Genomic DNA, 26,392 nt, shown 5'->3' on the forward strand with positions numbered 1-26,392 from the left:
GCTATTAACCTACACGGAGAGAGCACTATGACCAGGGAACTGAACAGCTTGTTGGCCCGGCTTGAAGATGTGGTTGAGCGGATGCCGGATTGCTTCAACACTTACGAATTTGCCCAGAAGCTTGCGCTGCAATATCAGCCGGAGTTCTTTGCCGCGGGCCACTCTCTGGCCGAACACGAGGGCAAGATACTGCGGGTGCTGCACCAGAAGATCGCCGAAGCGCTGGCGGGCAGCGAGATGGTGATTGAAGGGGCGCTGCTCCCCTGCGTCACCCCCTGGGGGGAGAAGGCGACCTCACCGCGCTGGCATCGCAAGCACTGAGGAGCGTAGTCATGCAGATCGGTGCCAGACAGCAGATAATGAACAACGATAAAGGGCGCGGCGCCGGCAACAGGGCCGCGCCGTTTTTTGTGAAGATTGTCGCCAGCAGCGCCCCCGCTGCCGGGAGCAAAGGCCCGCTCTGTGATCCCATGCCGGGATATGGGAGCGTCAGCCGGGTAGACTCCCCCTTTTGTCGCAGGGTTTGTCACCGTAGGAATTTCTCATGACCCATAAAATCATTCTGGATACCGATCCGGGTATCGACGATGCCATGGCTATCCTGTTTGCCGAGGCCCACCCCGCCATCGAGCTGCTCGCCATCACCACAGTTTTTGGTAACGCCACCATCGACAATGGCACCCGCAACGCCCTCTGGCTCAAGCAGAAGTACGGCATGAAGGCGGATGTGGCCAAAGGCGCTGCAGCCCCGCTGCTGCGCGAGCCGGTCGGCCCCACCACCATAGTCCACGGCCCGAGCGGCTTTGGCGACATGGAGGCGGGGGAGGTGACTATTGCTCCGGATCCTCGCCCCGCTTGGCAATATATTGTCGAGGCGGTGAAAGCCGCGCCGGGGGAGATCACCCTCGTCACTATCGGCCCGCTGACCAATCTGGCGCTGGCGCTACAGCAGGCGCCCGAGATTGTCTCGCTGGTGAAACAGGTGGTAGTGATGGGCGGCGCCTTTGGCGTCAACGGCCATCGTGGCAACGTGACCCCCTATGCCGAGGCCAATATTCACGATGATCCCGATGCCGCCGACCGGGTCTTTACCGCCGATTGGCCTGTGGTGATCATCGGGCTGGACGTGACCCAGCAGAGCTTCTTCAGCGGCGACTATCTCGATGCGCTGCGCGACGAGGCGGGGGAGCCGGGCCAGTTCCTGTGGGATGTCAGCCGCTTCTATCTGCGCTTCTACTCCGAGAAGCTGGGGCTCTCCGGTTGCCATGTCCACGACCCGTCCGCCATCGCCTATGTCATTGACCCGACCCTCTTTACCCTGCGCGAGGGGCCGGTGCGGGTGATTACCAGCGGCCCGGCCATCGGCCACACCCTGCAAAAGTTCGATGGCAAACGCCACTCCCACGATGATTGGGCAGCCTATCGTCCGCAGCAGGTCGGGGTGGCGGTGCGCGATGAAGCCTTGCTGGCGCTCTATCGCGAGACGCTGGTGGGCTGGGGCAAGGATTGCTGAGCTAAGAGGCGCTATTGCGCTGACGCGGGGGCTGTGATCGGCGCCAAACAATCGGAGCGCACGGCCGCTTATACTGCCTTATATCAAGAGCTTGGGAGGGATGAAGATGGCCTGGATTTCCTTGATAGTGGCGATAGCCCTGATCTGGTGGTTGATGAAGCTGGGGCGTGGTGCCCTGTTCGAAATCCGCCTTGCCCCCGGCAAGGTGGTGGTCAAGCAGGGCAAGGTGTCACCCGCCTTTATTGAGCATGCCAAGCAGATCCTGCGCCACGACACGGTGCGCGGTCGCATTGTGGGGCAGCGCGATGGCGATGGCGTCAAGCTGATCTTCTCCCGATCCATCCCCGAGCCGGTGGCCCAGCGGTTTCGCAATATCTTCCCCTATGGCGATTACCGCCAGCCAACGGCGCCACTGCCGGGGCCAAAATCCCGCAAGGGATAATAGCCGCTAACAAAACTAAGTTGATTCGAACGATACCAGTCCCCACATAGCCGGCATGACACGAAAAATCATCAGTAACCAGCTATGGAAGTCCTTGCAGCCACTTCTGCCACCTCACCAGCCTTCGCCACGGGGTGGCCGTCCACGCCTCGATGACTATGCCGTTCTCAACGGTATTCTGTTTGTCCTTACTACCGGGATCCCGTGGGAGGACTTACCCCAGTCTTTGGGTTTTGGCAGCGGAATGACGTGCTGGCGTCGCCTACGTGATTGGCAAGCTCAAGGCATCTGGCAGCGACTTCACGTGGCGCTCCTGAGCCAGCTACATCAAGCTGGCCACATCGACTGGAGTAGAACAAGCCTCGATGGCGCGAGCGTAGCCAGCCCCCGGGGGGCCAGGAAACAGGACGTAACCCGACAGACAGAGGCAAGCTGGGCAGTAAACGACACATAGTGGTGGACCGTCAGGGCATACCGCTCGCAGTGCTTGTATCAGGCGCCAATCGCCATGACTCGATAATGTTTGAGCCCTTGTTGGATGCACTTCCGGCGTTAGCAGGTAAGAGAGGGCGACCACGATGTCGACCTGACAAGCTACACGCAGACAAAGGGTATGATTTTCGCCGTTGTCGAGATTATCTGAGGCGACGGGGTATCAAGGTTCGTATTGCCCGGCGAGGCATCGATAGCAATGAGCGATTGGGTTGTCATCGCTGGGTTGTAGAACGCACTCATGGTTGGCTAGCAGGCTTTGGGAAGCTACGAATACGTTTCGAGCGACGGTTGGATATCCATCTCGCCTTGTTGACGCTGGCTTGCGCCGTTATCTGCCTACGCTTTGTTGAACGGTTTTGTTAGCGGCTCTAAGTACCGGAACCTGGTTCATCAATAGCAAACGGGCCTCCAGTGGATGCCCGTTTTCTTATGACACTTGGTCAAGAGAGAGCTGACCGCCCTTACTCCTTGCCGTGCAGCTCGCGCTGGGCCTTGACCGCCGCCGCCTTGACGGCGGTGCCTTCATTGCCCCAGGAAGCGCGCAGGGTGTTGACCAGCTCGGCGAGCCGCTCGTCATCCATGGTCCAGCCATAGCCCGGCATGTGGTAACCCAGATGGTCGTGGGTGACCGGTGTTTCGGCGCCGTGCAGCAGCACGTTGATCAGGCTCGACGGATCGCTCGCCAGCACGGTGCGGTTGTTGACCAGCGAGGGGATGACGTGGTCATTGCCCTGGCCGTTGACCCCGTGACAGGTGGAGCAGTACATGGCGTAGTCCGCCTTGCCGCTGGCACTGGCGTAGGCGCGGGCCCCTTTCTCCGCCACCGGTTCATCTTTCAGAGCGGTCAGATAGGTGGCGATGCTGGCCAGATCGGCGTCGCTGAAATACTGGCTGCTGTGAGTGATCACTTCCCCCATGGGGCCCACGACCGCTTCATGCTGGCTGCGGCCGGTTTTCAGCAGATCGATCAGCGCCTGCTTGCTGTAACGGCTGCCGCGAATGTCGGGGGCATACCAGCCATCCAGCGCGGCACCGCTCAGGTAGACGGGATCCGCCTCGGTCAGCGCTTTCTCCTGCATCCCCAATCCGCGTGGGGTGTGGCAGCTGCCGCAGTGACCGGCACCCTGCACCAGATAGGCGCCGCGGTTCCACTCTTCGCTCTTGCCTGCGACCGGGGTGAAGCGGCTGTCATCGTGATAGACCCAGTTCCAGCCCATCAGCGGCCAGCGCATGTTGAGCGGCCAGGGGATGTCACTTTCCTTGTTGGCGATGGCCAGCGGCTGTACCTCCTTCATCAGATAGTGATAGAGATCTTCGAGATCCTTATCGCTCATCTTGGCGTAGGCGGTGTAGGGCATGGCCGGATAGAGGCGATGGCCATCGCGGGCCACCCCTTCACGCATCACCTTGATGAACTCCGGCAGGCTGTAGTTGCCGATACCGTGGGTCTTGTCGGGGGTGATGTTGGTGGCAAATACGGTACCGATGGGGGTCGGGAACCCTTTGCCGCCCGCCAGCGGCTTGCTGGTTTCGCTGGTGTGACAGGCAGCGCAATCGCCGAGCTTGGCCACGTATTCCCCCGCAGACATGGCGGGGGCTGCGTTGGCGGCAAGGGCGGGCAGGGCCAGCAGCAGGGCGCTGGCGGTCAGTGACAGGACGCGGCTCATTGGGCACCTCCCTTGCTCATGGCAACCAGCTCGTTGACGGCGCGCCACGCTTCGTCGATGGCGGCGTGGGCGTAGGGGCTCCAGCCAGCATCCGAGTTGGCGATGGTGATGTTGCCGATCGGCTGGCGACCCAGTTCAATCCATTTTTCGCACTGCGCTTCGTCATCAAACAGGGTGTTGGTGACATAGGAGTAACCGTGAGACCAGCGGTTGACCGTGATGGCGAGGATATCCTGCTCATGGTTGAAACCGGCGCTGCCGAGCATCCCCTGCAACTGCTCGCGGATCATCTGCTCATGCTGCTCGAACGGCATGCCGAGGATCATGGCGCGCCCCTTGCGGGACTGTTCGCGGGCCGAGAGGCCGCTGCCCGGCAGGGTCGGCACATAGACCATGTGCAGGCACATCGGCTGATCCGGGCTCTTGGGATGCTCGTAGCCACCCATGCTGACCGGATAGTCGAGCTTGACCCGGCTGTAGGGTGCGGCGGGGGAGTAGACCTCGTGCACCCCCAGCTTGACGAAGGCTTGCCAGTTCTTGATCACCACTTTGGTGTAGACCAGCGGCGCCTTGGCATTTTGGCGCAGCGCCTCCTTCTGGGGCTCCGGCATCTCGGGCACCATGTAGGGGATCATCATGTTGTAGCCAGCCATGATCGACTGCTTGGCCCGTACCCGATGCAGTTTCCCCTCCTTGATGTAGGTGACATCCACCGCCAGCTTGCCGTCGGCGAGGCGCACGTTTTTGGCCTGCAACGCCGTGCTGCCAAGGCGCAGTTGCACCTTGTGCTCCGGCAGGTCGAGCTTGCTGTAGTCAAACTTGGCCAGCACCACATCCTGCATGGTGTGACCCGGTGCCACCTGCGGAATGAGCTTGCGCACCATCAGGCGGGTGAGACCGGCGTTGCCATCGGGGAAGTGGAAGATGTAGGGATCGTCCAGCTCCGCCTGCTCCTCGGCATCCAGCGGCGTCAGATTGAGGCCGTCGAACCCCGGCAAGGCGCAGAGGCGCGCATCGGCGCAGGCGGTGGCGTCGATGCCGACCGCCTGGAAGTCGTTGGTGCGCTGCTGGAAGTAAGTGATCGCCCGCTCGCTGAGACCCACTTTATCGCGCAGGAAGGTGGTGTAGCTGTTGCGGGTCACCCACTCGTCCTGCTGCTCGCGGGTCATGCCGCTCAGGTAGTCGATTTTCGATTCGTGCAGGGCCAACAGGGCGGCCTTGTCGGCATCATCGAGGGGGAAGTCACCGATAAACTCTGCCAGCGGCCGGCCGTTCAGGCGATCGCGGGGGATGTCATCCGCCACGTTGTGTCCCGGATCCCCGTTCACTATCTTGTTGACGCCAAAGTGCTTCTCGTCGAAATAGACGCCGCGGCTCAGCCCCAGATCCGGATAGAAGGTCTGCTGGAAACCGGCGGCCAGCTCGTCGATGTTGACCTCCAGCGCCTTGAGCAGACCGAGCGCCACCGGGCTGTAGACCGAACGCGGTGATTGCAGGGACTCACTGCCGCCGTAACCCAGACGCAGGCCATCGGGGGTGGTGAACTCGTTGCGCTTGGCGTGGCCACCGAAGTCATCGTGGTTGTCGAGCAGCAGGATCTTCTTATCCGCGCCGAGCAGTTGCTGATAGAAGCAGGCGGCGGCCAGGCCGCTGATCCCGGCGCCGACGATCACCAGATCGTACTCCCCCTCAAGGGGAATATTGGCGAAGTCATACTGCTTGCCGTCACGGGCGATGCTGTGGGCCGGTTCGAAAGAGCCCGGGTGGTTACCGCGCAGGCCGGTGAGGGCGGGCGGGTAGGCCAGGGTTTTATCCGCCAGCGTGCTGCCGCCTTCGGCAGCCTTGAGCAGATTGATGGGGGCGACGCCTGCCGCAATGGTGATGGCAACGCCGTTGAGAAAATCTCTGCGTGTAATACTCATGGCTATCCCTGTGTTAGGAGAAGTAATGAATAAGTGGATTCATTATGGGAGGGAGACACAGATCCTGTTCAGGATTGGGCGCCGAATCTACCGCTATCCTCACGCTGAGTCCATACGATTGCTAATGGATTATTAAGCACCATTTTCCTGCTTGTGACGAGAGTGATGCGCTGATGGGGGGGATTTGCCCTGTTGCAGGGCAAATTAACTCTCGGCTCGGTCGGTCAATGATTGCCGCAGCTGATTAGTTTGGGAGGCGTTCGGGCATCATTGTCGACTCGGGGGGATGATCGCGCTAAGCTCTTAACTACTTGTTTTATCGACTCTCTTTTTATTCATAGGCATAAAGGCCACTCAGGAGGCGCAATGAACTGGTACATCTCGGTCCTCAAGCAATATGCGGTATTCAGCGGGCGGGCCCGTCGCACCGAATACTGGATGTTCGTGCTGTGCAACGTCATCGTTATGCTGCTGCTCGGCATGGTGGACAAGCTGATTGGCGGCGACAATGAGCTGATAAGCTCCATCTATTCGCTGGCGGTGCTGCTGCCATCGCTGGCGGTAGCGGCCCGTCGCCTGCACGACACCGACCGCAGCGCTTGGTGGCTGCTGCTCGGGCTCATCCCCATTATCGGCACCCTGGTGCTTATCTACTTTATGGTTTGCAACGGTCAGCAGGGGCCAAACCGCTTCGGTGACGATCCCAAAGCGGCCCCCTCGCAGGGCTTTATCGTCAGTTAACGGGCGCGGCTTGGCCAATCATCGGTCAATAAAAGAGAGGGAGGCATCACGCCTCCCTCTCTTTTTCGTGTTGATGGCCGATCAACGCTCGATCAGCGGGGCGGAGCGGTAGCTCCACATGCCGTAGGTGCGCAGGGCGTCGCGGTAGATGCCGAGCAGCTCGCTCTCGCTCGGGGTGGCCAGCTCTTTGAGAGGCTTGTCGGGGTAGCTGACGCTCGCCACCTTGATGTTGGCCGGGCCAATCTGGTCGCAGGCGATTTCCAGCACCGTCTGCCCGCGGCGTACATGGCTGGCGGAGCTTACCAGCACCGCATAGTCAATCTGGTGGCGGGCGAGGGCATAGGCGCTGTAGAGGGCGTTATCCACCGTGCTGGTGGCGTAGTTCTCTTCAATCAGGCGGCTGCGGTCGATGCCGTGGTTGGCCAGCCAGTCGGCCATCAGCTTGCCCTCGGTCTGGCGGTTCTGGGGCACGCCGCCAGTCAGGATGATCAGCACTTCCGGGTCGGCTTTGGCCAGCTCAAGGGTGGTTTGCAGACGGCCCAGCAGGATCTTGTCCATGCTGCCGTCGGGATTGAGGGCGTAGCCCAGGGTGACGATGGCGCGTTTGCCCTCCCTTGTGGCTTTGACCTGATCCTCGGTCAGTTCGGTCTGCAGCGGGGCGGCGGTGATCCGCTGCACCCGGGCGATGATCTCCTCCAGATCGGCAGCGCGGCCACTGTTGCGATCCGCCACTTTCGCCAGATAGCTGCGGGAAGCCTCCTTGTTACCCTTCACCAACTGCCAGATGGCGAGATAGCTGTTGATGTCGAGATCATCGGGGGCGACGGCCTGCGCCTGCTCCAGCAAGGTGATGGCGCGGCTCAGGTTGCCGTTGTAGATCTGGGCGTTGGCTGCCGAGATGAGCAGGTCGGTGCGGTAGGGTTCCAGCTGGTAGGCGGCCAGCAGCCGCTCGGTCACCAGCTCCATATTGCTCGGCATCTTGGCGGTAAAACCGGCGTGGGAGATCTTGGCAGGCGACTTGTAGATCTGCAGCGCTTCGCCGAGCAGCATGTCCACCGCCTGGCGCTTGCTGACCAGGGAATTGAGGTCGTGCTCCATTTGCATCGAACTCTCGGCCGCTTGCAGGGCGAGGGGCGAGAGGGCCAGCAGGCCGCCGAGGGTGAGGGCAAGAAGGGTCTGTTTCATCAAAGGTCCTCTGTCGGGCTGAATCGCGCCGTGGTGCGCCGGCGTGTGGGCCGATGGGATAAGGCAAATATGCGTCAATTCAGTCTGTTAGTGCCAAAGAGAGGGCAATATACCAGTTAACGGTGCGGCAAACTGTGAGTCGGGGCGGGTCGTCGGGTTATGCCACACTAGTGGCCGCAAAAATGGCCGCAACGGATCAGTTGCCATCTGAAAAGGGCAGGGGGGCGTGACTCCCCCTGCTGGGAGGGGCGCGGGCCCCTTCCTCTATCGCGATTCAAGAGAGATGGGGTGTCAATCCATCTGTTGGCGAGTGTTTGCAGTCAGTTCCACATCGGGGAGATGCGGGCTTCCAGCGTCTCTTGCTGCTCTTCGGGCATATCGCTGAAGAAGTTGAGCTGGGTTTGCTCTTCCACCTCGCGTACCGAGACCCGGTAGTCGGCGATCTGGCTGATGGGCACCTCTTCCTGCGGCATGATAAAGGCGATGGCCTGCAGTCTGGCCGGGTCCATCACGATCTTGTAGTAGGCGCTCGGGATCGCCACACCCTGACCGATGGACTCTTCAGAGCCGGTAAAGATGGGGCCGGTGATCACCTGCACATCCTTGCGGGAGACCGCCCACTTGTTCACCTTGTCCTCCAGCACGCGCCACGCCTTCTGGTTGAGCACCCCGATCTGCGGCGTCATGTTGCTCAGCAGGAAGCTCTCTTTCATGGTGTTCTTGTTCGATTTCATGTCCCCCGCCGGGGCCTGATGGCCACGGTCGTAGCCCGAGCCCTTGTAATCGGAGAGGGTGGCGCGGTAGGCAACCGGGATCTCCCTGTCCTCGGCGAAGGCATCCTTGCGCGGCACTGTGCCCTGTGCGCTCTGGGCGGTCATTCGGTAGGAGACCCAGTCCGCCACCTTGTAGTCGTAGTTGTAGCCGACCGCATACCCTTCACGGCAGAGCTTCTGATCCGATTCGGAGGGCAGACCAAAGCGCACGTGCTCGCCACACGTCCAGTGGGCCGCCAGCAAGGGGGTAGTAGTGAGGGTAAGGGTAACAGCCAGAACCAATTTATTGATTTTTATCATTTTTGTGATGCTCCAGTTTAGTAGGCGGAGCCATTTGACATGAGATCTGACCAGCGCTTCAATTGCTGTTTTTTTACACGTCACCGTTCTGTGACGGCTCGCCAAGATCCGTGATGTGACAGGTTAATATGTTTTAAATCAGTGGCTTGGTTGGTGGGATGATATGCGGTTACTCGGCAGACAACGAAAAAGGGCCCGCGATGGGCCCCTTGTACTGGTTGGTCTGACTGCTATCAGGCGGCGTTTGCCTTGTTGCCCTGAGTGCGGGCCAGCAGTGCTTCCGGATTGTGGATCGCCTCCTTGGTCTTCACGTCGATGACCTCGATATCGGTGAAGCGCTCGCGGTTCTTGATAGCCACGTCGTGGGCGAAGATGACGCAGCGGGCGTTTGCGACATCCTTGGCGGTGATGCGGTTGATGATGCCGTTGGCGCCCTGGGTCTCGACCTTGATCTTGATCCCCTGCTGGGCAGCGGCCTTCTGCAGGCTCTTGGCGGCGAGGAAGGTGTGGGCTACGCCAGACGGGCAGGCAGTGATGGCCAGTACGTCCGCTTCTCCTTCCGCTTCAATGACTTCGAAGCTGGTTTGGGTGGCGGTCACGTCATCTTCTTCGCTCACCGGCTTCTTCAGCAGGTTGACGATGATGGCGGTGGTCAGGGCGCCGAGGATGGTACCCAGGATGTAGCCCATCTTGCCTTCAACAACCGGCAGGACAATCCAGCCCCCCCAGGGGGCGTGGTTGATACTGTGCATCATAAAGCCGGTGATGTTGCCGACGATACCGCCTGCGACGATGGCCGGGATAACGCGCATGGGGTCAGCGGCGGCAAACGGGATGGCACCTTCACTGATACCGATCATGCCCATGATGGCGGCTGCTTTACCGGATTCACGCTCTTCTTTCTTGTAACGCTTCGGAGACATGAAGGTCGCCAGCGCCATACCGAGCGGCGGTACACAGATGGCGATACCGACGCCGCCCATCAGCCAGGGCTGGGTGTTGACCTGAGTCTGGGCAAACAGGGTCGCAACCTTGTTGACCGGGCCGCCCATATCGAAGGCGGTCATACCACCCAGAATGGCACCCAGCATCACTTTACCTGAGCCCGCCATGCTGGAGAGCCAGTGGTTCATCCCTTCCATCATGGAGGCGATCGGGGCACCGATCCCCCACATCACGATGCCACACACCAGGAAGGTACCGATCAGCGGATAGATGAAGATGGAACCAAGGGAGGTCATTGAGTCAGGCAGCTTGATCCGTTTGAGCTGATTGACCACGAAACCTGCGATAAAGCCCACCAGAATGGCGCCGAGGAAACCGGTTTGATAGTGCTGAACGGCAATCCAGGAGCCGATCATGCCCGGGGCCAGGCCCGGCTTGTCAGCCAGCGAGTAGGCGATGTAGCCACCCAGTACGGCAGTAAACAGAGTCAGACCGGCGATACCCATGGTGGCCATGTCTTTGAGGAAGCCCGCTTCCGGCACGGCGCCCTTGCCGCTCAGCATCACCGACAGCGACAGCAATACCCCGCCCGCCACGATAAAGGGGATCATGTGGGAGGTACCAAACAGCAGGTGCTGCTTCATGGTATTGAGGCGATCCTTGAAGGTGCGATCGGTGGGTTCAACCGGAGCAGTGGCCGCCGGTTTGGTGGCTGGCGCCGGTTTTTCCGCTTTCGGGCCTTGCTTGAGCAGGGTCAGCGCTTGCTCAACGGTAGTGGCCGCTTTCATCTGCTCGATAAAGCCCGGCTCCAGCAGACGGGTGGAGAGCTCGGCCAGCACTTCGATGTGGTGGTTGGCACCGCCATCCGGGGAGGCGATCATGAAGATCAGCTGGGTCGGCTTGCCATCTTCGGCGCCGTACTCGATACCCTGACGGCTGACACCGATGGCAATGGCCGGACGACTGACCGCCTTGCTCTTGGCGTGGGGCAGGGCGACACCCTGCTCGAAGCCGGTGCAGTCCAGCTGTTCGCGGGCCCAGATATCCTTGACGAATTGCTGTTGATCAGACACGGCGCCATCGCGCGCCAGCATCAGTGCCATCTCGTCGAATAGAGCCTCCTTGCTGGTGGCCTTCAACTCCAGGCAGATGAGTCTGCCGTTGGTCATGGTGGGTAACATATTACACTCCTGGCTCCGTTGCCGAGCCACATGATGGGGGGAACAATTGACCTGGATATTGTTCTCCCGTTGGCGCTGTGCCGAAATCGGACAAATGTGCCGTTTACTGGATTTTTGTGCTGTGCAAGTCACCATGTGACTCAGCTCGCATATCATCATGAAAGCCAATTCATACCGATATTTTTATTTTTTTAAATAAAAACAATTGATTGTGAATGCATCTTGCTACTTGCATGAGTGCGTCGAAAAGGTTTTGCCTTCGGAGGTATGGAGATTTGTGTGCTGCTTTGAGGGCGGAAAATGTGAAGGTGCTGGCAAAACGCGTTGAGAGAACAATCAGAAAGAGGGAGGGCTGCTCTTGATGTGAGTTAATCCATCTACTGATCACTTGTTATGTTCATCATCTGTGTCCTTGGGTTTTGCATGAGCCCTTATTTAACAAAGCCCGCCACTTTTATGGATGGCGGGCTGTTTAGTGCTTCAGCCTTATTGAGCTGATTAATGAGGGGAGGAGAATCGGGCGTTATGTCCGAAACTTGCGTACAACCTCCTGCAGTTGTGTTGCCAACAGGTTGAGGTCGTTGCAAGCCTGAGCCATTTGTTTGGCTCCGGTCGCCACTTCTTCCGAGGCATTGCTGATGTTGACTACATTGCGATTGAGCTCCTCGCTTACCGCGCCTTGCTCTTCGGTTGCGGTGGCAATCTGAATATTCATGTGGGAGATACTGTTAACCGAGCTGCTTATTTCGGCTATAGAGGCTCCCGCTTCGCGAGCTGTGTGGACCGTCTCGGACATCATATCCTGACTCTGTTGCATGGTGACGCCCGCTTCGTTAGCGCGCTGCTGCAGTTCGGAGATGATGTGGTTGATCTGGGAAGTGGAGTCTTGGGTTCGTTTGGCCAGAGTGCGGACTTCATCTGCTACCACGGCGAAACCACGACCTTGTTCACCGGCTCGGGCTGCCTCGATTGCCGCATTCAGTGCCAGCAGGTTGGTTTGCTCGGCAATTCCCTGAATGACTTCAAGCACCATGCCGATATTTCGGCTGTCATCACCCAGCTGGCGGATCACCAGAGCAGTATCTTCGATGGCGGTAGCCACCTTTTCAATCCTGCCGATTGAGTCATTGACGGTCTCGCTGCCTTGTGCGGCTGTGTCGCTGGCCGACGTTGCTGCGCTGGCGGCGTCGTTGGTGTTGCGGGCCACCTCCTGTACCGTGGCTTGCATCTCGTTCATGGCTGTGGCCAGCTGATTGAGCTCATGCTGCTGGGCGCCCATGTTGTTGGCCGATTGCTGTGCCACCGCGCTGATCTCTTCGGCGGCCGCGCCCAACTGCACTACCGAGCCGGAGACCTCGTTGACCAGCATGCGCAGATTGGATTGCATCTCGTTGAACCCTTGAGCCAGCTTACCCAGTTCGTCATGGGAGAATTGCTTCATGTCGAGTTGGCTGGTGAGGTTGCCTGCCGCCACCTGGCGTGTCTGCTCCAGCAGGGTCATCACTGGATTGCGGATCTGCCGGATCAGCAGCCAGGCCACAATAACGACGAACAGCAAGGTTAGCGTACCGACTGTAGTACTCAGCAGTTTTGCCCGTTCATAGGAGGCCTCACTCTGCTTGGTCAGCAGGTTGGCGACCCGATCGTTCTCCTTGCGAAGCTCCAGACCATCCTGTCCTGCCTGCTCGAGGGCTGCACGAGATTCGTTTTTGATCAGCGACTGCACCTTGGCAATATCTCCCTGCCGTATGGCTGTTTCCAAGTCACCATGGGCTGAAAAATATTTGGCTGCAGCAGTTTTCAGCTCTGCAAACATGTTGCGATCTCGCTCCGACACAAAAGGCATAGATCCATACCGTTGCTCGGCAGCCATGTACTGACTCTTTGCCGCTTCGAAAGACTGTGTGCTGCTGTTGAGGGAGTCGGGATCCTTGCCCAGTGCATCTATCACCATGTTCAGTTCGGCACGGCGCGCGTCCAGCAAGGACACATGCATCTGGCTGGATGCCCGGATGGAGGGAACGATATTGTCGCTGACCTCACTGGCGTCACGGTAAATATTGGAGAGTTGTAAAGTGGCAAACCAGGCAAAACCCAGCATCAACAAAGCGAGAGTGGTAAACGCCATGGTCAGCTTTTGCCCAATTGTCATTTTTGTCAGCATATATCCTCTTTTATCTATTTTTGTCAGGGGATCTTTGTGTGAAATTTATATCGGCGAATAGATGTGATACCTTAAAAATAAATCAAATAAAAGAGATCTTAATCACAGAGGGTATTTAAGGTCTATTTCTTTACTGCAATGAGGTTTGGTTGGCATATCAAAAAATAAATATTAAATCTCTCATTACCCTGCGTTTAAATTGATTTAATTGTCAGTTCATGCGTCCTGGCTTTTTTTACGGATTACGTCAAGTGAAGGTGTGGTGTAAGGTAAAATGTGTTACATATCAGGTTCTTATTGTTTTTTTAAAGTTGTTATTTTCGACAAAGATCGAATGGTCTGCTTGGAATTAAATTATAGAACGACTAAAAAATAGGGCCGCATCTCGAAAATTCAAAAGAGATCCCTTTCGTTTGCATTATTAATGGTTCTGTATGACTACGGCTGCTAAATGTTTACAGACCGAATGATGATGGCCTGGGAAAGGTTTAATGGCGATGCATCTATGTGCTGTTTTAGTTTTCATCAGGGGGTGAAAATAGTAGAGAGTAGAGTTGTTATTTTTAGTGCCTCCATTTTATTCGGATACTCAGAGTGTCGCTGTTGCTTGTGCAGGCTGGAATTTTCTTCGTTCCAGCAGACCCAGTCATCTGCATCGGGGAAGCGCCAAGCTCAGGCGACAAACCTGTGGAGCTGGTTGTGGGCAGGATGCAGTCAGGGATGGACTTCAGAGCGAGATGCCTGAAGGAAGGTAGGCATAAGAGAGCAGTAGAGATACAGACGGACTTGATTGGTAGGCCATATTGCTCTGTTGGGAGGGGGAGGCATATTCCCCCTCCAACGAGAGTCGACTCTTATGCTGATTAGCAGCGGTTGCCGGCGCGAGCGACCCGCCCTTCGGCCAGCAGTTGATAACGGCCAGTCGCTGCAGGAATAAAGGCAGATTGCCCCTTTTCCAGACGCAGTGACTGTTCGCCCTGCTTGAGAGTCACAGTGTCATCGATGGCAAACAGGATCTCGGCGCTGGCAGTGGTGAGCTGGTGATCGCCAGCCGGGTAGACGCTGAAAGTGAAGTCAGGTACCGGCACGTCGAAGTGCTGTACCGCACCATCACAGCGGGGGGCTAGCAGGATCTGGTCATCCGGTTTGGCCTGGCAGCGCGTGCAGTCCAAGAGCTCTGCCACGTCGATGTATTTGGGGGTGAGGCCGGCGCGCAGCACGTTGTCGGAGTTGGCCATGATCTCGAGACCCGTGCCGCGTACATAGGCGTGCGGGGTACAGGCATCGAGGAACATCGCCTGACCTGGCTCAAGCGTCACCACGTTGAGCAGCAGCGGCGAGAAGAGGCCCACATCTCCCGGGTACTGGGCCGCCAGACTGGTGATGAGGGCAAACGTCTCCTCATCCTGATGGGCGGCGGCATAGGCCAGCAGCCCCGCCAGCGCCTCCTCCTTGCGCGCCCCTTCCAGTACCAGCAGCTGGTGGAAGAAGTGCTGCAGGCCCGCTTCATTCTGGCTGGCGGCAAGGGCTGCGGTCAGATCGGCGATGACCGCCAGATTGACCCGCTCGAACAGCGCCAGAATGGCCGGGATGGCGCGAAAGCCGTTCATCGCCTGATAGGGGGTGAGGGCAAAGACCAGCTCCGGCTTATGGTTCGGGTCCTTGTAGTTGCGATTGCTCGCCTTGATATCGATGCCTGCGGCCTCCTCTTTGGCAAAGCCCGCTTCTGCCTGAGCCTTGCTCGGGTGCACCTGAATGGAGAGAGCCTTCTCGGCACACAACACCTTGAACAGGAACGGCAGGCTGCCAAAACGGGCGAAGGTGGCCTCACCCAGCGCTGCGGCCGGAGCCCTGTCGATCACCGAAGAGAGCTTTTGCACACTACCCGCCAGCGTTACCTCGGAGCAGCCGTTGGGATGGGCGCCCATCCAGAGCTCGGCCTGGGGTTTGCCTTGCGGGTTGGGAATGCCAAACAGGGTGGTGAGGGAGTCATGACTGCCCCAGTCATAGCCTTGAATCGGGTTTTGCATCAACAGAAAGGAGGGCAGATCGCTACTGCTCATAAGGGACGCCTCGTCTAGTTTGAAGAAAATCGGGTGCAGAAAAGGGTGGCATTACTGCTGTGGACCGGACTATAACATGGGCGGTCGTGCGCGCCGCAACCGCTTGCCTCTCTCTTGATCAGGATCACCATGTCTCTCATCTTCAGCCAACTGCTCGACGGAGCCCTGAGCGAACAGGTTCCATTTGACCAAATCTGGTTTGCCAGTGAACAGGGGGTGCCACCCAGTTTCAGCTATCAGGTCAACTTTCCCCGCCTCGAGCTGGTCTTTAGTGGCGAGTATCTCAACCAGATCTGGGACAGGGAGGAGGGGGTCAGAGAGATCAGCGTGTTACCAGGGCAGGCGCTCTATATTCCCCCCAACGGCTGGAACAAGCCGCTCTGGACCACCGACTGCTCGGTGCTGAGCCTGCTCTTTGGCAAACGCCAGCTGGGGTTCAGTCTGGTGAGCAAGCGCCGTGAAGATCCGGACTTTTTCGATGTGCAAAAGCACAGCATCATGGCGCGGGCGGGCCATGTGATCGAACACATTTTGGCGGCGCTGAACGTACTGACCGAGGATCCCGGTCGCTCCCCCACCGATGATCACCTGCTGCAGGCTCTGCTGGCGAGTGCCCGTCAGCTGTTGCTGGAGTCCGCCACGGATCGGCCACGGGGGGCAGAGCTCTTTCACGGGATCTGCATCTATATCCAGGAGAACTTTCACCGCTCCATCACCCGTGACTCCATCGCCCATCGTTTCAACGTCTCGGCCAGCCATCTCTCCCACCTGTTCCGCGAGCAGGGTCATATGCGCCTTGCCGATTACATCAGCTGGGTGCGGCTGGAGCGGGCCAAGTTCATGCTGAAAAAGTATCGCTTCCGTCTCGAAGAGGTCGCCAATCGCTGCGGGTTTACCGACGTGAACTACTTCTGCCGGGTGTTCAAACAGAAGACCGGCTTGACCCCTTCCCAATACCGTTCCCTGAGTCAGCCGCAGGCGGCGGCCAGCGAGCTGGAGGGATAACGGGGCGCGGTCGGCAAGACGTTGTGATGGCGCACTGGCGGGTGGCTACCTCTTTGGTCTGACATGCTTTCTTGTCGTTTTATTATGAAAATGAATGGGCTAAGATGGCCGCGCGCAACAAACAAGTTGATAACAAACGGAAGTTAGGAGATGCCGATGGAAAGCAAAGTAGTTATCCCGACCCAGGGCCAGAAAATCACAGTCGATGCTAACGGCAAGCTGCAGGTTCCCAACCATCCGATCATTCCGTTTATCGAAGGGGATGGCATCGGTGTTGACGTGACCCCGGCCATGTTGAATGTGGTGAATGCTGCGGTCGAGAAAGCCTACAAGGGCGAGCGCAAGATCGCCTGGATGGAGATCTACACCGGCGAGAAATCGACTCATGTTTATGGTGAAGGTGCCTGGCTGCCGGCCGAAACCCTGGATTTCATTCGCGAATACTGCGTGGCCATCAAGGGCCCGCTGACCACGCCGGTCGGCGGCGGTATCCGCTCTCTCAACGTGGCCCTGCGTCAGGAGCTGGATCTCTACATCTGCCTGCGCCCAGTACGTTACTACGATGGCACCCCGAGTCCGGTGAAGCGTCCTGATCTGACCGACATGGTGATCTTCCGCGAAAACGCCGAAGACATCTACGCCGGTATCGAGTGGAAGGCTGACAGCGCCGAAGCGAACAAGGTGATCGCCTTCCTGCAAAACGAGATGGGCGTGAAGAAAATTCGCTTCCCCGAATCCTGCGGGATCGGCATCAAGCCGATGTCCAAGGCCGGTACCGAGCGTCTGGTGCGTGCCGCCATCGAGTATGCCATCGACAACGATCGCGACTCCGTGACTCTGGTGCACAAGGGCAACATCATGAAGTTCACCGAAGGTGCCTTCAAGGATTGGGGCTATGCTCTGGCCCAGAACGAGTACGGTGCCCAGCTGATCGATGGCGGCCCATGGTGCTCCTTCAAGAACCCGAAAACCGGCAAGACCATCGTCATCAAGGATGTCATCGCCGACGCCTTCCTGCAGCAGATCCTGCTGCGTCCGGCCGAGTATGACGTCATCGCCTGTATGAACCTCAACGGCGACTACATCTCCGACGCGCTGGCCGCTCAGGTTGGTGGTATCGGCATCGCCCCAGGTGCCAACATCGGTGACGGCGTGGCCCTGTTTGAAGCGACCCACGGCACTGCACCTAAGTATGCCGGTCAGGACAAGGTCAACCCGGGCTCCCTCATCCTCTCCGCCGAGATGATGCTGCGCCACATGGGTTGGGTTGAAGCGGCCGATCTCATCATCAAGGGGATGGAAGCGGCGATCCGCAACAAGACCGTCACCTATGACTTCGAGCGTCTGATGGAAGGGGCCACCCTGCGCTCCTGCTCCCAGTTTGCTCAGGACATGATCGACCAGATGTAATCTGCTGCTTGCCAGAAACGCAAAACCGGCGCCATGTGCGCCGGTTTTTTTATCGCGAAAGAGTGAAGGGGCTTATTGCGCCTGCTCTACGTGTTGCTGATAGCGTTGCTGCCATTTGCTGGTTTCTGCTTCATCACCCTGGGCCTTCCAGAAGGCGCAGATGGTGTTGGCAAGTTCCGAAGCCATCGCGTGATCTCCGTCACGTCGACTCATCAGATAATCTCCCAGCCAGCTTTGATATTGTTTCATTACCCGATCTCCTTATCTCATGTGCCCTTGAGGGTGCCCACCTTGACGGAAGCCTGTCGGCTCATCCTAGGGGGAACATCATCAGGCATGATGGTGCAAAGTCACGACCCGGGCAGAGAGCCCGATGGGCCATCTGGCGGCGAACGTGACGCGAGATGTCAAAAAATGAGCGCCATTTTAGCACAAACTGACCAATTTGGGGAAATTGTCGCCATGGATTGCGACAGAACGGCCCCATCCCCTTGTTCCCACAACAGAAAACCCGCCGTGATGGCGGGTTGATTTGCAGATAAAAGTGGCAAAACAGCCTAGATCTTGGCGCTGGCCAGGTACTTTGCCATCTCTTCGGCGGGCACCATGCCACCGCCGGTGGCCCACACCAGATGGGTGGCCTGTGCCATGGTTGCGGCATCGCAACCGCGCCCGGTTAGCCACTCGGGATTGGCTGCCACCCGCCACGGGCCGGCCATACCAGCCAGAGCGGAGGGCTCGAGTGTGATCTGTTCATCGCGCGCCAGCAGCCCCAGCAGGTCATACATCTCCTGATCGCTCAGGGTGTAGAAGCCCGCCAGTAACCGCTCCATGGCGCGGCCGACGAAGCCGGAGGCGCGACCTACCGCGAGGCCGTCGGCTGCGGTGAGGTTATCGATGCCCAGATCCTGCACCGCAATGGCATCGTGCAATCCGGTGTGGACCCCCAGCAACATGCAGGGGGAGTGAGTGGGCTCGGCGAAGAAGCAGTGGACGTTGTCTCCGAACGCGAGCTTGAGACCAAAGGCCACGCCGCCCGGGCCGCCACCCACGCCGCAAGGGAGGTAGACAAACAGCGGGTGGTCGGCATCCACCTTGATACCCATCTGGTCGAACTGCGTTTTCACCCGCTCGCCCGCCACCGAGTAGCCGAGGAACAGGGTGCAGGAGTTCTCGTCGTCGATGAAGAAGCAGTTGGGATCGCGCTCGGCCTCTTTGCGCCCCTGCTCCACCGCCACCCCGTAATCTTCGGCATATTCGACCACGATGACGCCGTGTTCACGCAGCTTGCGCTTCTTCCACTCCCGCGCATCGGCTGACATGTGGACGGTGACGGTAAAGCCGAGCTTGGCGCTCATGATGCCGATGGACATTCCAAGGTTGCCTGTGGAGCCCACTGCGATGCTGTACTGGCTGAAGAACTGGCGAAACTCGTTGCTGAACAGTTTGCGGTAGTCATCCTCTTCCCGCAGCAGACCAGCCTTGATCGCCAACTGTTCGGCGTGAGTCAGCACCTCGTAGATACCGCCTCGCGCCTTGATGGAGCCAGAGATGGGCAGATGACTGTCTTTTTTCAGCAGCAGTCGACCGGTGACCTCAACCCCGTAGCGCCGGTTGAGCGTAGTCTGCATCGCCGGAATAGCGGCGATCTCGGACTCCAGAATGCCGTTGCTGGCGCGGGTCTCGGGGAAGGCTTCGCACATGTAGGGGGCGAAGCGGGCCAGCCGCGCGGAAGCGTCCGCCACATTGTTTTTATCGAGCCCCACATAGGGCAGACCGGCAGCCAGAGTGGTGGTGTTGGGGTTGAACCAGGTGACTGGCTCAAGCGCGATCAGGGATTGCACTAGTGGAAATTGCGCTGTGAGCTGTTGGACGTCGATGTTTTTCATAGTGTTCTCGGTCTTGTTACACGATAAAGGAGAGCAGGAAAGTACCGGCCAGCGCCATCAGGGAGGCAACCAAGGTGGCGGTGGTGTAGTACTTGAGCGTTTCGTTCAGGGTGGCGCCGCAATACTGCTTGACCAGCCAGAACAGGGAATCGGTCACCATGGTGCAGCCAATGGCGCCGGAGCCGATGGCCAGGGTCATGATCTCCGGGCTGATGTTCGGGTAGTGCACCATGATGGGGGAGACAATGGCGGTGGCGCCCATCATGGCGACGGTGGCGGAGCCCACGGCGGCGTGCAGCACGATGGCCACCAGCCAGGCCAGCAGAATGGGGTGCATATCCAGCTGGGAGAGGATGGTGGCCAGGCTATCGCCCAGGCCGCTTGACTTGAGCACCCCGTTGAAGGCGCCACCCGCACCGATGATGAGCAAAATGTTGGCGATGGGGGAGAAGCACTCCTCGGTCTTGTTAAGCAGTCCCTCCATCTTCATCTGCTGGCGGATCTCCAGCACGTAGTAGGCGGTGAAGGCAGCGATAAACATGGCGGTGATAGGGTTGCCGATAAACTCCAGCACGACATAGAGGTGGCTGGCGTGATCCATATTGAGCTCAGCGACCGTCTTGGCCAGCATCAGCAGGATGGGCAGCAGCACGGTAAAGAGCGAGGCGCCTAAAGTCGGGAGAGTTGCTTCATCGCGGGCCTTGATATCGGCAAAGGTGGCTGGCACCTCCTTAAACGGTACCCGCTTGCCCAGCAGTTTGAGGAACAGGGGGCCGCCGATAAGGGAGGCAAAGAGGCCGACTGCCAGACCATAGACGATGACGGATCCCACATCGGCGCCCAGCTGATTGGTGACATAGAGGGCGGCAGGGTGAGGCGGTACGATGCAATGCACGGCCATCAGGGCGGTACAGAGCGGAATGGCCAGCTTGAGCAGCGAGGTGTTGGTCTTGCGGGCGATGGAGAAGGCCAGCGGGATCAGCAGTACCACGCCGACTTCGACAAACAGGGTGATGCCACATACCAGACCCACCAGCACCATGATGACATCCGGCGAAAGCCAGCGGCATCTCTGCAGGGCGAGGCCGATGCGCTCCGCCGCGCCCGACACCTCCATCATCTTGCCGAGTATGGTGCCAAGGCCGATGACGGCGGCGAGAAAGCCGAGCGTGCCGCCAATGCCCTCTTCCATGGCATTGACCATGTTGACTGGATTCATCCCCATCAGGGTGCCCACATAGAAGCTTGCCAGCAGCAGGGCAAGGAAAGGATGCACCTTGCCCTTCACTATGGTGACCACGATAAGAACGATGCTACTTAGCAAGGTAGCGATGACCCATACCTCTGAACTCATACTGCGCCTCGACATCTGTTGTGTGTGATTGTTTATGCGCTTATTGAATGAAAATGAGGCGGGGCTGACAAATGATGAAATCGACCACTTGGGTGAGATGAGGTGATGCAAAGGCGCTGCATTGGTCACAATTTATCGAAATAACACTCTTTGGGTCTTTTGGCTTCATCCTGAAGGTGGCCTGTGGGTGTATCATCGGCGGCCATTGCGAAGAGGGGGATGAATGTATAACGGGGATAATTACATATCGCGCAACAAGCTGTTGAGCGGCTACCAGTTGGCCAAGCTGCACACCTTCGAGGCGGCCGCCCGCCACGGATCCTTTGCCATGGCGGCTGATGAGTTGTCGCTGAGTCCCAGTGCCGTGAGCCACCGGATCAGCGCGCTGGAAGAGGAGCTGGGGTTCAAGCTCTTTGAGCGTTTTCACCGCAAGGTGGTACTGACGGCGGATGGGCAGCGGGTGTTCTGGGCGCTCAAATCTTCGCTGGAGTTCATCAATCAGGAGATCCTGGAGATCAGGAATCAGGAGCTCTCCGGTACCCTGACCATCTATTCGCGTCCCTCCATCGCCCAGTGCTGGCTGGTGCCCAGGTTGGCTGATTTCTCCCGCCTGCATCCGCAGATCGAGCTCAATATCATCACCGGCAACGAGAACATCAACCTGCATGGTTATGGCATCGATTTGACCCTCTATTTCGATGAGAAGAGCCCGGAGCGGCTTGCCATCCACCCGCTGATGGATGAGTTCATGCTGCCGGTCTGCAGCCCGGAATATGCCGAGCAGCACGGGCTTGTCGGCAATCCCGCCAACTTGTCCTTGTGCCGTCTGCTTCATGATCGGCAGGCATGGGGATTTGACTCGGATACCGACGAATGGAGCTGCTGGGCTCGCCACGCCGGGGTCAGCCTCGAGGCATGCCAGCTGAGCATGGGTTTTGATCGCTCGGATCTCGCCATCATCGCCGCCATGAATCACGCCGGGATCGCCATGGGGCGCAAGAATCTGGTGAGCAAGCGACTGGCACGCAACGAGCTGGTGGCCCCTTTTGCCGGGCTGGAGATCAAGTGCGAGCAGCGTTATTACATGGCGACCCTGCCCAATCGGGCGTGTCCCAAGATCCAGGCCTTTATCGACTGGGCGCAGGAAATGGCTGCCGAGATGGAATGAACAGAGGTCGGTGCGCAAGAGCAAAATGAAGATGGTAAAGCGCGAGTGAACGAAGGTAGTGGTTTAACGTAGCGGGAAAATTGGGGGAGAGGGGTTGGCTGATGGTGGTTGGTCGCGAGTGGCCTTGCTGCCAACACCGGGTGGCTGGCAGCAAGGCAACGGTCGGGATCAGGTGGTCTTTTCCAGATGGTTCTGGTAAATCTGCTGCCACTTGTCCAGTTCGTTTTCATCACCCTGCTGTTGCCAGAACTCGCAGATGGAACTCGCCATCTCGCATGCCATGGCGTGGTCACCGTCACGGCGACTCATCAGGTATTGCCCCAGCCAGCTTTGATACTGTTTCATTGCACGATCTCCTTATCTATTTAACCCTTGATACTGCAGCTGTGGGCCACCCGTCCGGCAGTGTTGCGCCACACTCCACTTTCGCCGCGCGCTGCTTGTTATCGCCTCGCTTGTTGTCAATCAGGACAGAGAGCGTATGAGAAAAAGGCAAAAGTGTTAAAAATTGGCCACCACCTTATCACAAAATGGTGTGATATGCAGGCTTTGGGGCCAATTGAGTTATAAGCGTGGGTTGCGTGTCCCGACATAGCGACAGGGATTGACGGAGAGTATCGGCACGCAACTTGTGCCGCAAGCAGGCGTTTGAGTGGTTACTGGGTCACCCGACGTGCCTGCCAGTAGCGACTGTTCCAGTAGACGTTGTCGAGGCGGGAGCGGATCACTCCCTTACTGGTGGAGGCGTGAATAAACTCGCCGGCACCTGTGTAGACCCCCACATGGTACTGTTGCCAGCCGGTTTTGAAGAAGACCAGATCCCCGTGTTGCAGCCGGTAGCGATCCACCGGTTTGCCAATGGTGGCCTGAGATTCGGTGGTTCTTGGCAGGTTGAAGCCCAGCACCTGACTGTAGGCGAGCTGGGTAAAGGCGGAGCAGTCTAGCCCGGCGCGGCTGGCGCCGCCCATGCGGTAGGGAACACCGCGCCACTGTTGGTAGAAGCCATCAAAGGCACTGCTCTGCCGGGGGGGCGGCGGCGGCTCAGGCGTACTGGAACAGGCGGCCAGCAGCAGGGTCAGCAGGGATAGCAGCAGCTTGCGATACATCGGGCTCTCTCCACGGACGGGTCTACCAAACGAGACATTTATCGAACGCCATATCCTGTCAAATCGTTCTGGGGGCAGGAGGGCACGCGACAACTTTTCCATCATAAACAGGGATCTGGCTCCAGACCTAGTCTCCGAGAGGAAAAATGTGGTGGGGAACTGAAAAATGCCAGCCCGAGGGCTGGCGTTTGTTGTCACTCGTTGTGGCTGATCAGCGGTTTAAGCAGCTCGGCCAGCTTGTAGAAGGTCTGTACCCGGGTGGTGCTGGGGCGCCAGACCAGCCCGATCTCGCGATAGGAGGTCTCTCCCGGCAGCGGGATGGCCACCAGATCGGAGTTGGCAAGAATGCCGGCATCGATGGCCATCTGCGGCAGGAAGGTGGTGCCAAGACCCGCTTCCACCATCTGCACCAGGGTGTGCAGGCTGGTGGCGGCGAACGGGTTGATCTTGCTCTTGTCCCGCAGGCGGCAGGCGCTCACTGCGTGCTCGGTGAGGCAGTGCTCCCGCTCCAGCAGGAAGATGCTCTGGTTGGGCAGCTCCTTGTAGTCGAACGGGGTATGCAGACCGGCCGCCATGCTGGCGGGCATCACCATGTGGAACGGATCCTGGCCGACGGTCTTGCAGTGAAATCCCCCGATCTCTATGGGCAGGGCGAGGATCAGCAAGTCGAGCTGACCCTGTTCCAGCTGCTTGAGCAGATTGCTGGTGGTGTCTTCACGCAGCAACAATTCGAGGTCAGGATAGGTTTTGCTGCACTCTTTCAGCAGCTTGCTCAGCAGGAAGGGGGCGATGGTGGGAATGCAGCCCAGACGTACCGTCCCCTGCATCACGCCGCCCTGATGTTGCCCGAGCTCCATGAGATCCCGCGCATCGGAGAGCAAATTGCGAGCGCGCTCGACGATTTCCATGCCGACCGGGGTCATAATGAAGCTCTTGTGGTCCCGCTCCACCAGTTGCAGGTTCATCATGTCCTCCAGCGTCTGGATCCCGGTACTCAGGGTCGACTGGCTGACATGACAGGCCTTGGCGGCGCGGTTGAAGTTCTTGTGCTCATCGAGAGCGACCAGATATTGCAGCTGTTTGAGGCTGGGCCAACGTTGCATAGAAAAACCCGATTAATGCTATCTATTTAATTTGATTTAACTAATCTACCACCGGGTCTATAGTTTGTCGCTTGAATTAGATGGACTTGGCTCTAGGTAGCCCAATCCTCACCGGATTGTTCACTTCACATAAAGAGGAATTGAATATGGTATTGGTAGGCCGTCCCGCACCCGATTTTACCGCCGCAGCTGTTCTGGGTAATGGCGAGATCGTTGATTCATTCAACCTGTCATCCCACATCAAAGGCAAAGCTGCCGTTGTCTTCTTCTACCCGCTCGATTTCACCTTCGTCTGCCCGTCCGAGCTGATTGCCTTCGATCACCGTTATGAAGAGTTCCAGAAGCGTGGCGTGGAAGTGATCGGTGTTTCCATCGATTCCCAGTTCTCCCACAACGCATGGCGCAACACCAAAGTGGAAGATGGCGGTATCGGTCAGGTCAAGTACCCGTTGATCGCTGACGTCAAGCACGAAATCTGCAAAGCCTATGACGTTGAGCATCCGGAAGCCGGTGTGGCGTTCCGTGGCTCCTTCCTGATCGACAAGAACGGTGTCGTTCGCCATCAGGTTGTCAACGATCTGCCGCTGGGCCGCAACATCGACGAGATGCTGCGCATGGTCGATGCCCTGCAATTCCACGAAGAGCACGGCGAAGTGTGCCCGGCTCAGTGGGAAAAAGGCAAAAAAGGTATGCAAGCTTCTCCGGACGGCGTTGCCAAGTACCTGTCCGAGAATGCTGACTCCCTGTAATCGAGTCGTACTCTCCTTGAAGAACCGGCGTCTTGGCGCCGGTTTTTTTATACCTGTGAGTCATCTATCCCCCTGATATCGCCGGTCACACTTTTCTCGCTCCATCGCTATTCCAAGCAGCTGTTCGCTGGCGTACTCGTTGTTTCGAAATGAGGTGCTGATCCGAATGGCTGGGTGGGGGGATATGCCGACAGACAATAGCCATAAAAAAAGCGCGCCATAGGCGCGCTCAGTTCACAAGCGGAGGGGCTATTCCTCAAAGATCCCGAAGTGATCCTTGGCGAAATTGACCCGCTGCTCCACGTTCATCTTCACCTGTCCCAGCTTCTCAATGGTCTTGAGATTGGGCACCAGGCCGCGACCGTTGGCGATCTGGATGGCAAGACCGGGACGGGCGTTGAGCTCCAGCAGCATGGGGCCGCGGAACTTGTCCAGCACCATATCGGTACCGATATAACCCAGACCCGACATCTCGTAGCAGGAGGCGGCCAGGGTGAGCAGGGTATCCCAGTGGGGCACCTTGAGCTCATAGAGATCGAGGCCGGTGTCCGGATGGTGGCGCAGCGGATTGCCAAACTGCACCGCCCGCAGGGCACGACCGGTACGCAGGCACAGACCCACCCCCACGGCGCCCTGGTGCAGGTTCGCCTTGCCATCGGAGGCTGCGGTGGAGAGGCGCATCATCGCCATCACCGGGAACCCCTTGAAGATGATCACCCGGGCATCGGGCACCCCTTCAAAAGAGTAGCCGTCGAACACATCATCAAAGTTGATGAGACCTTCGACCAGTGCCACGTCTGGCTTGCCGCCGAGCGAATAGAGCCCCGCCAGAATGTTGGAGACATGGCGCTCCAGATCCTGACCGTTGGAGGCGCTGCCGTTGGGCTTGTAGAAGAGGCCATCTTCCTGGCGCAGGATCACCAGGATCCCCTTGCCGCCCGAGCCACGGGCCGGCTTGATGCAGAAGCCCGGCCAATCTTTTACCAGCTCGGTGATGCGACCCACATCGTGCTGGGCACGGATGGTACCGATCAGCTCAGGCACGGTGACCCCTGCATCCAGCGCAATTTGCTTGGTCTGCAGCTTGTCATCCACCAGCGGATAGAGGCTGCGCGGATTGTAGCGGCTGATATAGGAGTGGTTGCGCTTGTTCATGCCGAGGATGCCTGATTGGGACAGGCTCCACGGGGTTGTGTATTTTTCCCAGAACCACATCG

The 26,392-nt window shown here is 58.4% G+C and carries 23 protein-coding genes; 9 read left to right on the forward strand and 14 right to left on the reverse strand.

Translation table 11 applies throughout. The features are described 5' to 3' along the window. Positions 1-27 precede the first annotated feature (27 nt). The 4 genes from I6L49_RS01925 to I6L49_RS01940 all read left to right on the forward strand — a co-directional run bounded on the left by I6L49_RS01925 (position 28) and on the right by I6L49_RS01940 (position 2,813). The gene (locus tag I6L49_RS01925; protein WP_139407200.1) at positions 28-321 is read left to right on the forward strand and encodes a hypothetical protein; all 294 of its coding nucleotides are present in this window, start codon (positions 28-30) and stop codon (positions 319-321) included. 223 nt (positions 322-544) lie between these two features. Further along, positions 545-1,513, forward strand: a complete 969-nt coding sequence (locus I6L49_RS01930) for a nucleoside hydrolase (protein ID WP_216950477.1) — start codon at positions 545-547, stop codon at positions 1,511-1,513. 106 nt (positions 1,514-1,619) lie between these two features. After that, on the forward strand, positions 1,620-1,955 hold the full coding sequence (locus tag I6L49_RS01935; protein ID WP_005353195.1) for a DUF3634 family protein: 336 nt from the start codon (positions 1,620-1,622) through the stop codon (positions 1,953-1,955). Positions 1,956-2,010: 55 nt separating this feature from the next. After that, a protein-coding gene (locus tag I6L49_RS01940) for an IS5 family transposase (RefSeq protein WP_216949514.1) occupies positions 2,011-2,813 on the forward strand; the annotation gives its coding sequence in 2 pieces (ribosomal slippage) (positions 2,011-2,338 and positions 2,338-2,813; 804 coding nt in all). A gap of 98 nt (positions 2,814-2,911) precedes the next feature. Here the strand turns inward: I6L49_RS01940 and I6L49_RS01945 are convergent. Then, entirely contained in the window at positions 2,912-4,117 is a 1,206-nt protein-coding gene (locus tag I6L49_RS01945) for a cytochrome c (RefSeq protein WP_216950478.1), read from the reverse strand. Continuing rightward, the gene (locus tag I6L49_RS01950; RefSeq protein WP_043821315.1) at positions 4,114-6,039 is read right to left on the reverse strand and encodes an FAD/NAD(P)-binding protein; all 1,926 of its coding nucleotides are present in this window, start codon (positions 6,037-6,039) and stop codon (positions 4,114-4,116) included. The genes I6L49_RS01945 and I6L49_RS01950 overlap by 4 nt, the downstream gene beginning before the upstream one ends. Before the next feature lie 366 nt (positions 6,040-6,405). On the opposite strand from I6L49_RS01950, the gene I6L49_RS01955 reads away from it, so the two are divergent. Next, on the forward strand, positions 6,406-6,780 hold the full coding sequence (locus tag I6L49_RS01955; RefSeq protein WP_005337730.1) for a DUF805 domain-containing protein: 375 nt from the start codon (positions 6,406-6,408) through the stop codon (positions 6,778-6,780). 81 nt (positions 6,781-6,861) lie between these two features. Here the strand turns inward: I6L49_RS01955 and I6L49_RS01960 are convergent, their stop codons facing one another. The 5 genes from I6L49_RS01960 to manA all read right to left on the reverse strand — a co-directional run bounded on the left by I6L49_RS01960 (position 6,862) and on the right by manA (position 15,391). Then, entirely contained in the window at positions 6,862-7,965 is a 1,104-nt protein-coding gene (locus I6L49_RS01960; protein ID WP_216950479.1) for a YdcF family protein, read from the reverse strand. A 320-nt stretch (positions 7,966-8,285) separates the two neighbouring features. Continuing rightward, positions 8,286-9,038: a DNA/RNA non-specific endonuclease gene (locus I6L49_RS01965; RefSeq protein ID WP_101529752.1), complete on the reverse strand. Its 753-nt coding sequence runs from the start codon at positions 9,036-9,038 to the stop codon at positions 8,286-8,288. A gap of 233 nt (positions 9,039-9,271) precedes the next feature. After that, a complete protein-coding gene (locus tag I6L49_RS01970) occupies positions 9,272-11,164 on the reverse strand; it encodes a PTS fructose transporter subunit EIIC (protein WP_216950480.1) in 1,893 nt (630 codons plus the stop codon). Positions 11,165-11,687: 523 nt separating this feature from the next. Then, on the reverse strand, positions 11,688-13,328 hold the full coding sequence (locus tag I6L49_RS01975; protein ID WP_216950481.1) for a methyl-accepting chemotaxis protein: 1,641 nt from the start codon (positions 13,326-13,328) through the stop codon (positions 11,688-11,690). Between the two features lie 863 nt (positions 13,329-14,191). Then, positions 14,192-15,391 (reverse strand): mannose-6-phosphate isomerase, class I, encoded by a 1,200-nt coding sequence (manA, locus tag I6L49_RS01980; protein WP_216950482.1) that lies wholly within the window; start codon positions 15,389-15,391, stop codon positions 14,192-14,194. 129 nt (positions 15,392-15,520) lie between these two features. Between manA and I6L49_RS01985 the strand changes: the two genes are divergently transcribed. Together I6L49_RS01985 and icd are read left to right on the forward strand one after the other, a co-directional pair. Next, the gene (locus tag I6L49_RS01985) at positions 15,521-16,396 is read left to right on the forward strand and encodes a helix-turn-helix transcriptional regulator (RefSeq protein WP_216950483.1); all 876 of its coding nucleotides are present in this window, start codon (positions 15,521-15,523) and stop codon (positions 16,394-16,396) included. A gap of 156 nt (positions 16,397-16,552) precedes the next feature. After that, positions 16,553-17,806 carry an NADP-dependent isocitrate dehydrogenase gene (gene icd / locus I6L49_RS01990; protein WP_005347179.1) on the forward strand — a complete coding sequence of 418 codons (1,254 nt, stop codon included), beginning with the start codon at positions 16,553-16,555 and terminating at the stop codon, positions 17,804-17,806. Between the two features lie 72 nt (positions 17,807-17,878). Here icd and I6L49_RS01995 read toward each other — a convergent pair whose 3' ends face one another. From I6L49_RS01995 to dsdX, 3 genes are all read right to left on the reverse strand, one after another. Next, the gene (locus I6L49_RS01995; RefSeq protein ID WP_005337712.1) at positions 17,879-18,055 is read right to left on the reverse strand and encodes a hypothetical protein; all 177 of its coding nucleotides are present in this window, start codon (positions 18,053-18,055) and stop codon (positions 17,879-17,881) included. A 308-nt stretch (positions 18,056-18,363) separates the two neighbouring features. Continuing rightward, entirely contained in the window at positions 18,364-19,695 is a 1,332-nt protein-coding gene (locus I6L49_RS02000) for a D-serine ammonia-lyase (RefSeq protein WP_216950484.1), read from the reverse strand. 16 nt (positions 19,696-19,711) lie between these two features. Continuing rightward, complete coding sequence (dsdX, locus tag I6L49_RS02005) at positions 19,712-21,049, reverse strand: D-serine transporter DsdX (RefSeq protein ID WP_216950485.1); 1,338 nt, start codon at positions 21,047-21,049, stop codon at positions 19,712-19,714. Between the two features lie 223 nt (positions 21,050-21,272). On the opposite strand from dsdX, the gene dsdC reads away from it, so the two are divergent. Then, the gene (gene dsdC / locus I6L49_RS02010) at positions 21,273-22,217 is read left to right on the forward strand and encodes a DNA-binding transcriptional regulator DsdC (RefSeq protein WP_216950486.1); all 945 of its coding nucleotides are present in this window, start codon (positions 21,273-21,275) and stop codon (positions 22,215-22,217) included. Between the two features lie 168 nt (positions 22,218-22,385). Here dsdC and I6L49_RS02015 read toward each other — a convergent pair whose 3' ends face one another. The 3 genes from I6L49_RS02015 to I6L49_RS02025 all read right to left on the reverse strand — a co-directional run bounded on the left by I6L49_RS02015 (position 22,386) and on the right by I6L49_RS02025 (position 24,426). Further along, on the reverse strand, positions 22,386-22,562 hold the full coding sequence (locus tag I6L49_RS02015) for a hypothetical protein (protein WP_005337704.1): 177 nt from the start codon (positions 22,560-22,562) through the stop codon (positions 22,386-22,388). 311 nt (positions 22,563-22,873) lie between these two features. Beyond that, positions 22,874-23,323 (reverse strand): C40 family peptidase, encoded by a 450-nt coding sequence (locus tag I6L49_RS02020; protein WP_216950487.1) that lies wholly within the window; start codon positions 23,321-23,323, stop codon positions 22,874-22,876. 194 nt (positions 23,324-23,517) lie between these two features. Then, entirely contained in the window at positions 23,518-24,426 is a 909-nt protein-coding gene (locus I6L49_RS02025; RefSeq protein ID WP_005337702.1) for a hydrogen peroxide-inducible genes activator, read from the reverse strand. A 146-nt stretch (positions 24,427-24,572) separates the two neighbouring features. Here I6L49_RS02025 and I6L49_RS02030 point away from each other — a divergent pair, with 146 nt between their 5' ends. Next, on the forward strand, positions 24,573-25,175 hold the full coding sequence (locus I6L49_RS02030) for a peroxiredoxin C (RefSeq protein WP_005337701.1): 603 nt from the start codon (positions 24,573-24,575) through the stop codon (positions 25,173-25,175). A 249-nt stretch (positions 25,176-25,424) separates the two neighbouring features. Here I6L49_RS02030 and I6L49_RS02035 read toward each other — a convergent pair whose 3' ends face one another. Next, on the reverse strand, positions 25,425-26,390 hold the full coding sequence (locus I6L49_RS02035) for an alpha-L-glutamate ligase-like protein (protein ID WP_005337700.1): 966 nt from the start codon (positions 26,388-26,390) through the stop codon (positions 25,425-25,427). Positions 26,391-26,392: the final 2 nt, after the last annotated feature.

It is taken from the genome of Aeromonas sp. FDAARGOS 1419, from assembly GCF_019047045.1.
Lineage (GTDB): Bacteria > Pseudomonadota > Gammaproteobacteria > Enterobacterales > Aeromonadaceae > Aeromonas > Aeromonas veronii.

Coding starts and splice junctions, on each gene's coding strand:
- I6L49_RS01930 (WP_216950477.1), top strand. CDS start 545: ATGACCCATAAAATCATTCTGGATACCGATCCGGGTATCGACGATGCC.
- I6L49_RS02015 (WP_005337704.1), bottom strand. CDS start 22,562: ATGAAACAGTATCAAAGCTGGCTGGGGCAATACCTGATGAGTCGCCGT.
- dsdC (WP_216950486.1), top strand. CDS start 21,273: ATGTATAACGGGGATAATTACATATCGCGCAACAAGCTGTTGAGCGGC.
- I6L49_RS02020 (WP_216950487.1), bottom strand. CDS start 23,323: ATGTATCGCAAGCTGCTGCTATCCCTGCTGACCCTGCTGCTGGCCGCC.
- I6L49_RS01975 (WP_216950481.1), bottom strand. CDS start 13,328: ATGCTGACAAAAATGACAATTGGGCAAAAGCTGACCATGGCGTTTACC.
- I6L49_RS01950 (WP_043821315.1), bottom strand. CDS start 6,039: ATGAGTATTACACGCAGAGATTTTCTCAACGGCGTTGCCATCACCATT.
- I6L49_RS01925 (WP_139407200.1), top strand. CDS start 28: ATGACCAGGGAACTGAACAGCTTGTTGGCCCGGCTTGAAGATGTGGTT.
- I6L49_RS01985 (WP_216950483.1), top strand. CDS start 15,521: ATGTCTCTCATCTTCAGCCAACTGCTCGACGGAGCCCTGAGCGAACAG.
- I6L49_RS02030 (WP_005337701.1), top strand. CDS start 24,573: ATGGTATTGGTAGGCCGTCCCGCACCCGATTTTACCGCCGCAGCTGTT.
- icd (WP_005347179.1), top strand. CDS start 16,553: ATGGAAAGCAAAGTAGTTATCCCGACCCAGGGCCAGAAAATCACAGTC.
- I6L49_RS02035 (WP_005337700.1), bottom strand. CDS start 26,390: ATGTGGTTCTGGGAAAAATACACAACCCCGTGGAGCCTGTCCCAATCA.
- I6L49_RS02000 (WP_216950484.1), bottom strand. CDS start 19,695: ATGAAAAACATCGACGTCCAACAGCTCACAGCGCAATTTCCACTAGTG.
- I6L49_RS01955 (WP_005337730.1), top strand. CDS start 6,406: ATGAACTGGTACATCTCGGTCCTCAAGCAATATGCGGTATTCAGCGGG.
- I6L49_RS01945 (WP_216950478.1), bottom strand. CDS start 4,117: ATGAGCCGCGTCCTGTCACTGACCGCCAGCGCCCTGCTGCTGGCCCTG.
- I6L49_RS01965 (WP_101529752.1), bottom strand. CDS start 9,038: ATGATAAAAATCAATAAATTGGTTCTGGCTGTTACCCTTACCCTCACT.
- I6L49_RS01935 (WP_005353195.1), top strand. CDS start 1,620: ATGGCCTGGATTTCCTTGATAGTGGCGATAGCCCTGATCTGGTGGTTG.
- manA (WP_216950482.1), bottom strand. CDS start 15,391: ATGAGCAGTAGCGATCTGCCCTCCTTTCTGTTGATGCAAAACCCGATT.
- dsdX (WP_216950485.1), bottom strand. CDS start 21,049: ATGAGTTCAGAGGTATGGGTCATCGCTACCTTGCTAAGTAGCATCGTT.
- I6L49_RS01995 (WP_005337712.1), bottom strand. CDS start 18,055: ATGAAACAATATCAAAGCTGGCTGGGAGATTATCTGATGAGTCGACGT.
- I6L49_RS02025 (WP_005337702.1), bottom strand. CDS start 24,426: ATGCAACGTTGGCCCAGCCTCAAACAGCTGCAATATCTGGTCGCTCTC.
- I6L49_RS01970 (WP_216950480.1), bottom strand. CDS start 11,164: ATGTTACCCACCATGACCAACGGCAGACTCATCTGCCTGGAGTTGAAG.
- I6L49_RS01960 (WP_216950479.1), bottom strand. CDS start 7,965: ATGAAACAGACCCTTCTTGCCCTCACCCTCGGCGGCCTGCTGGCCCTC.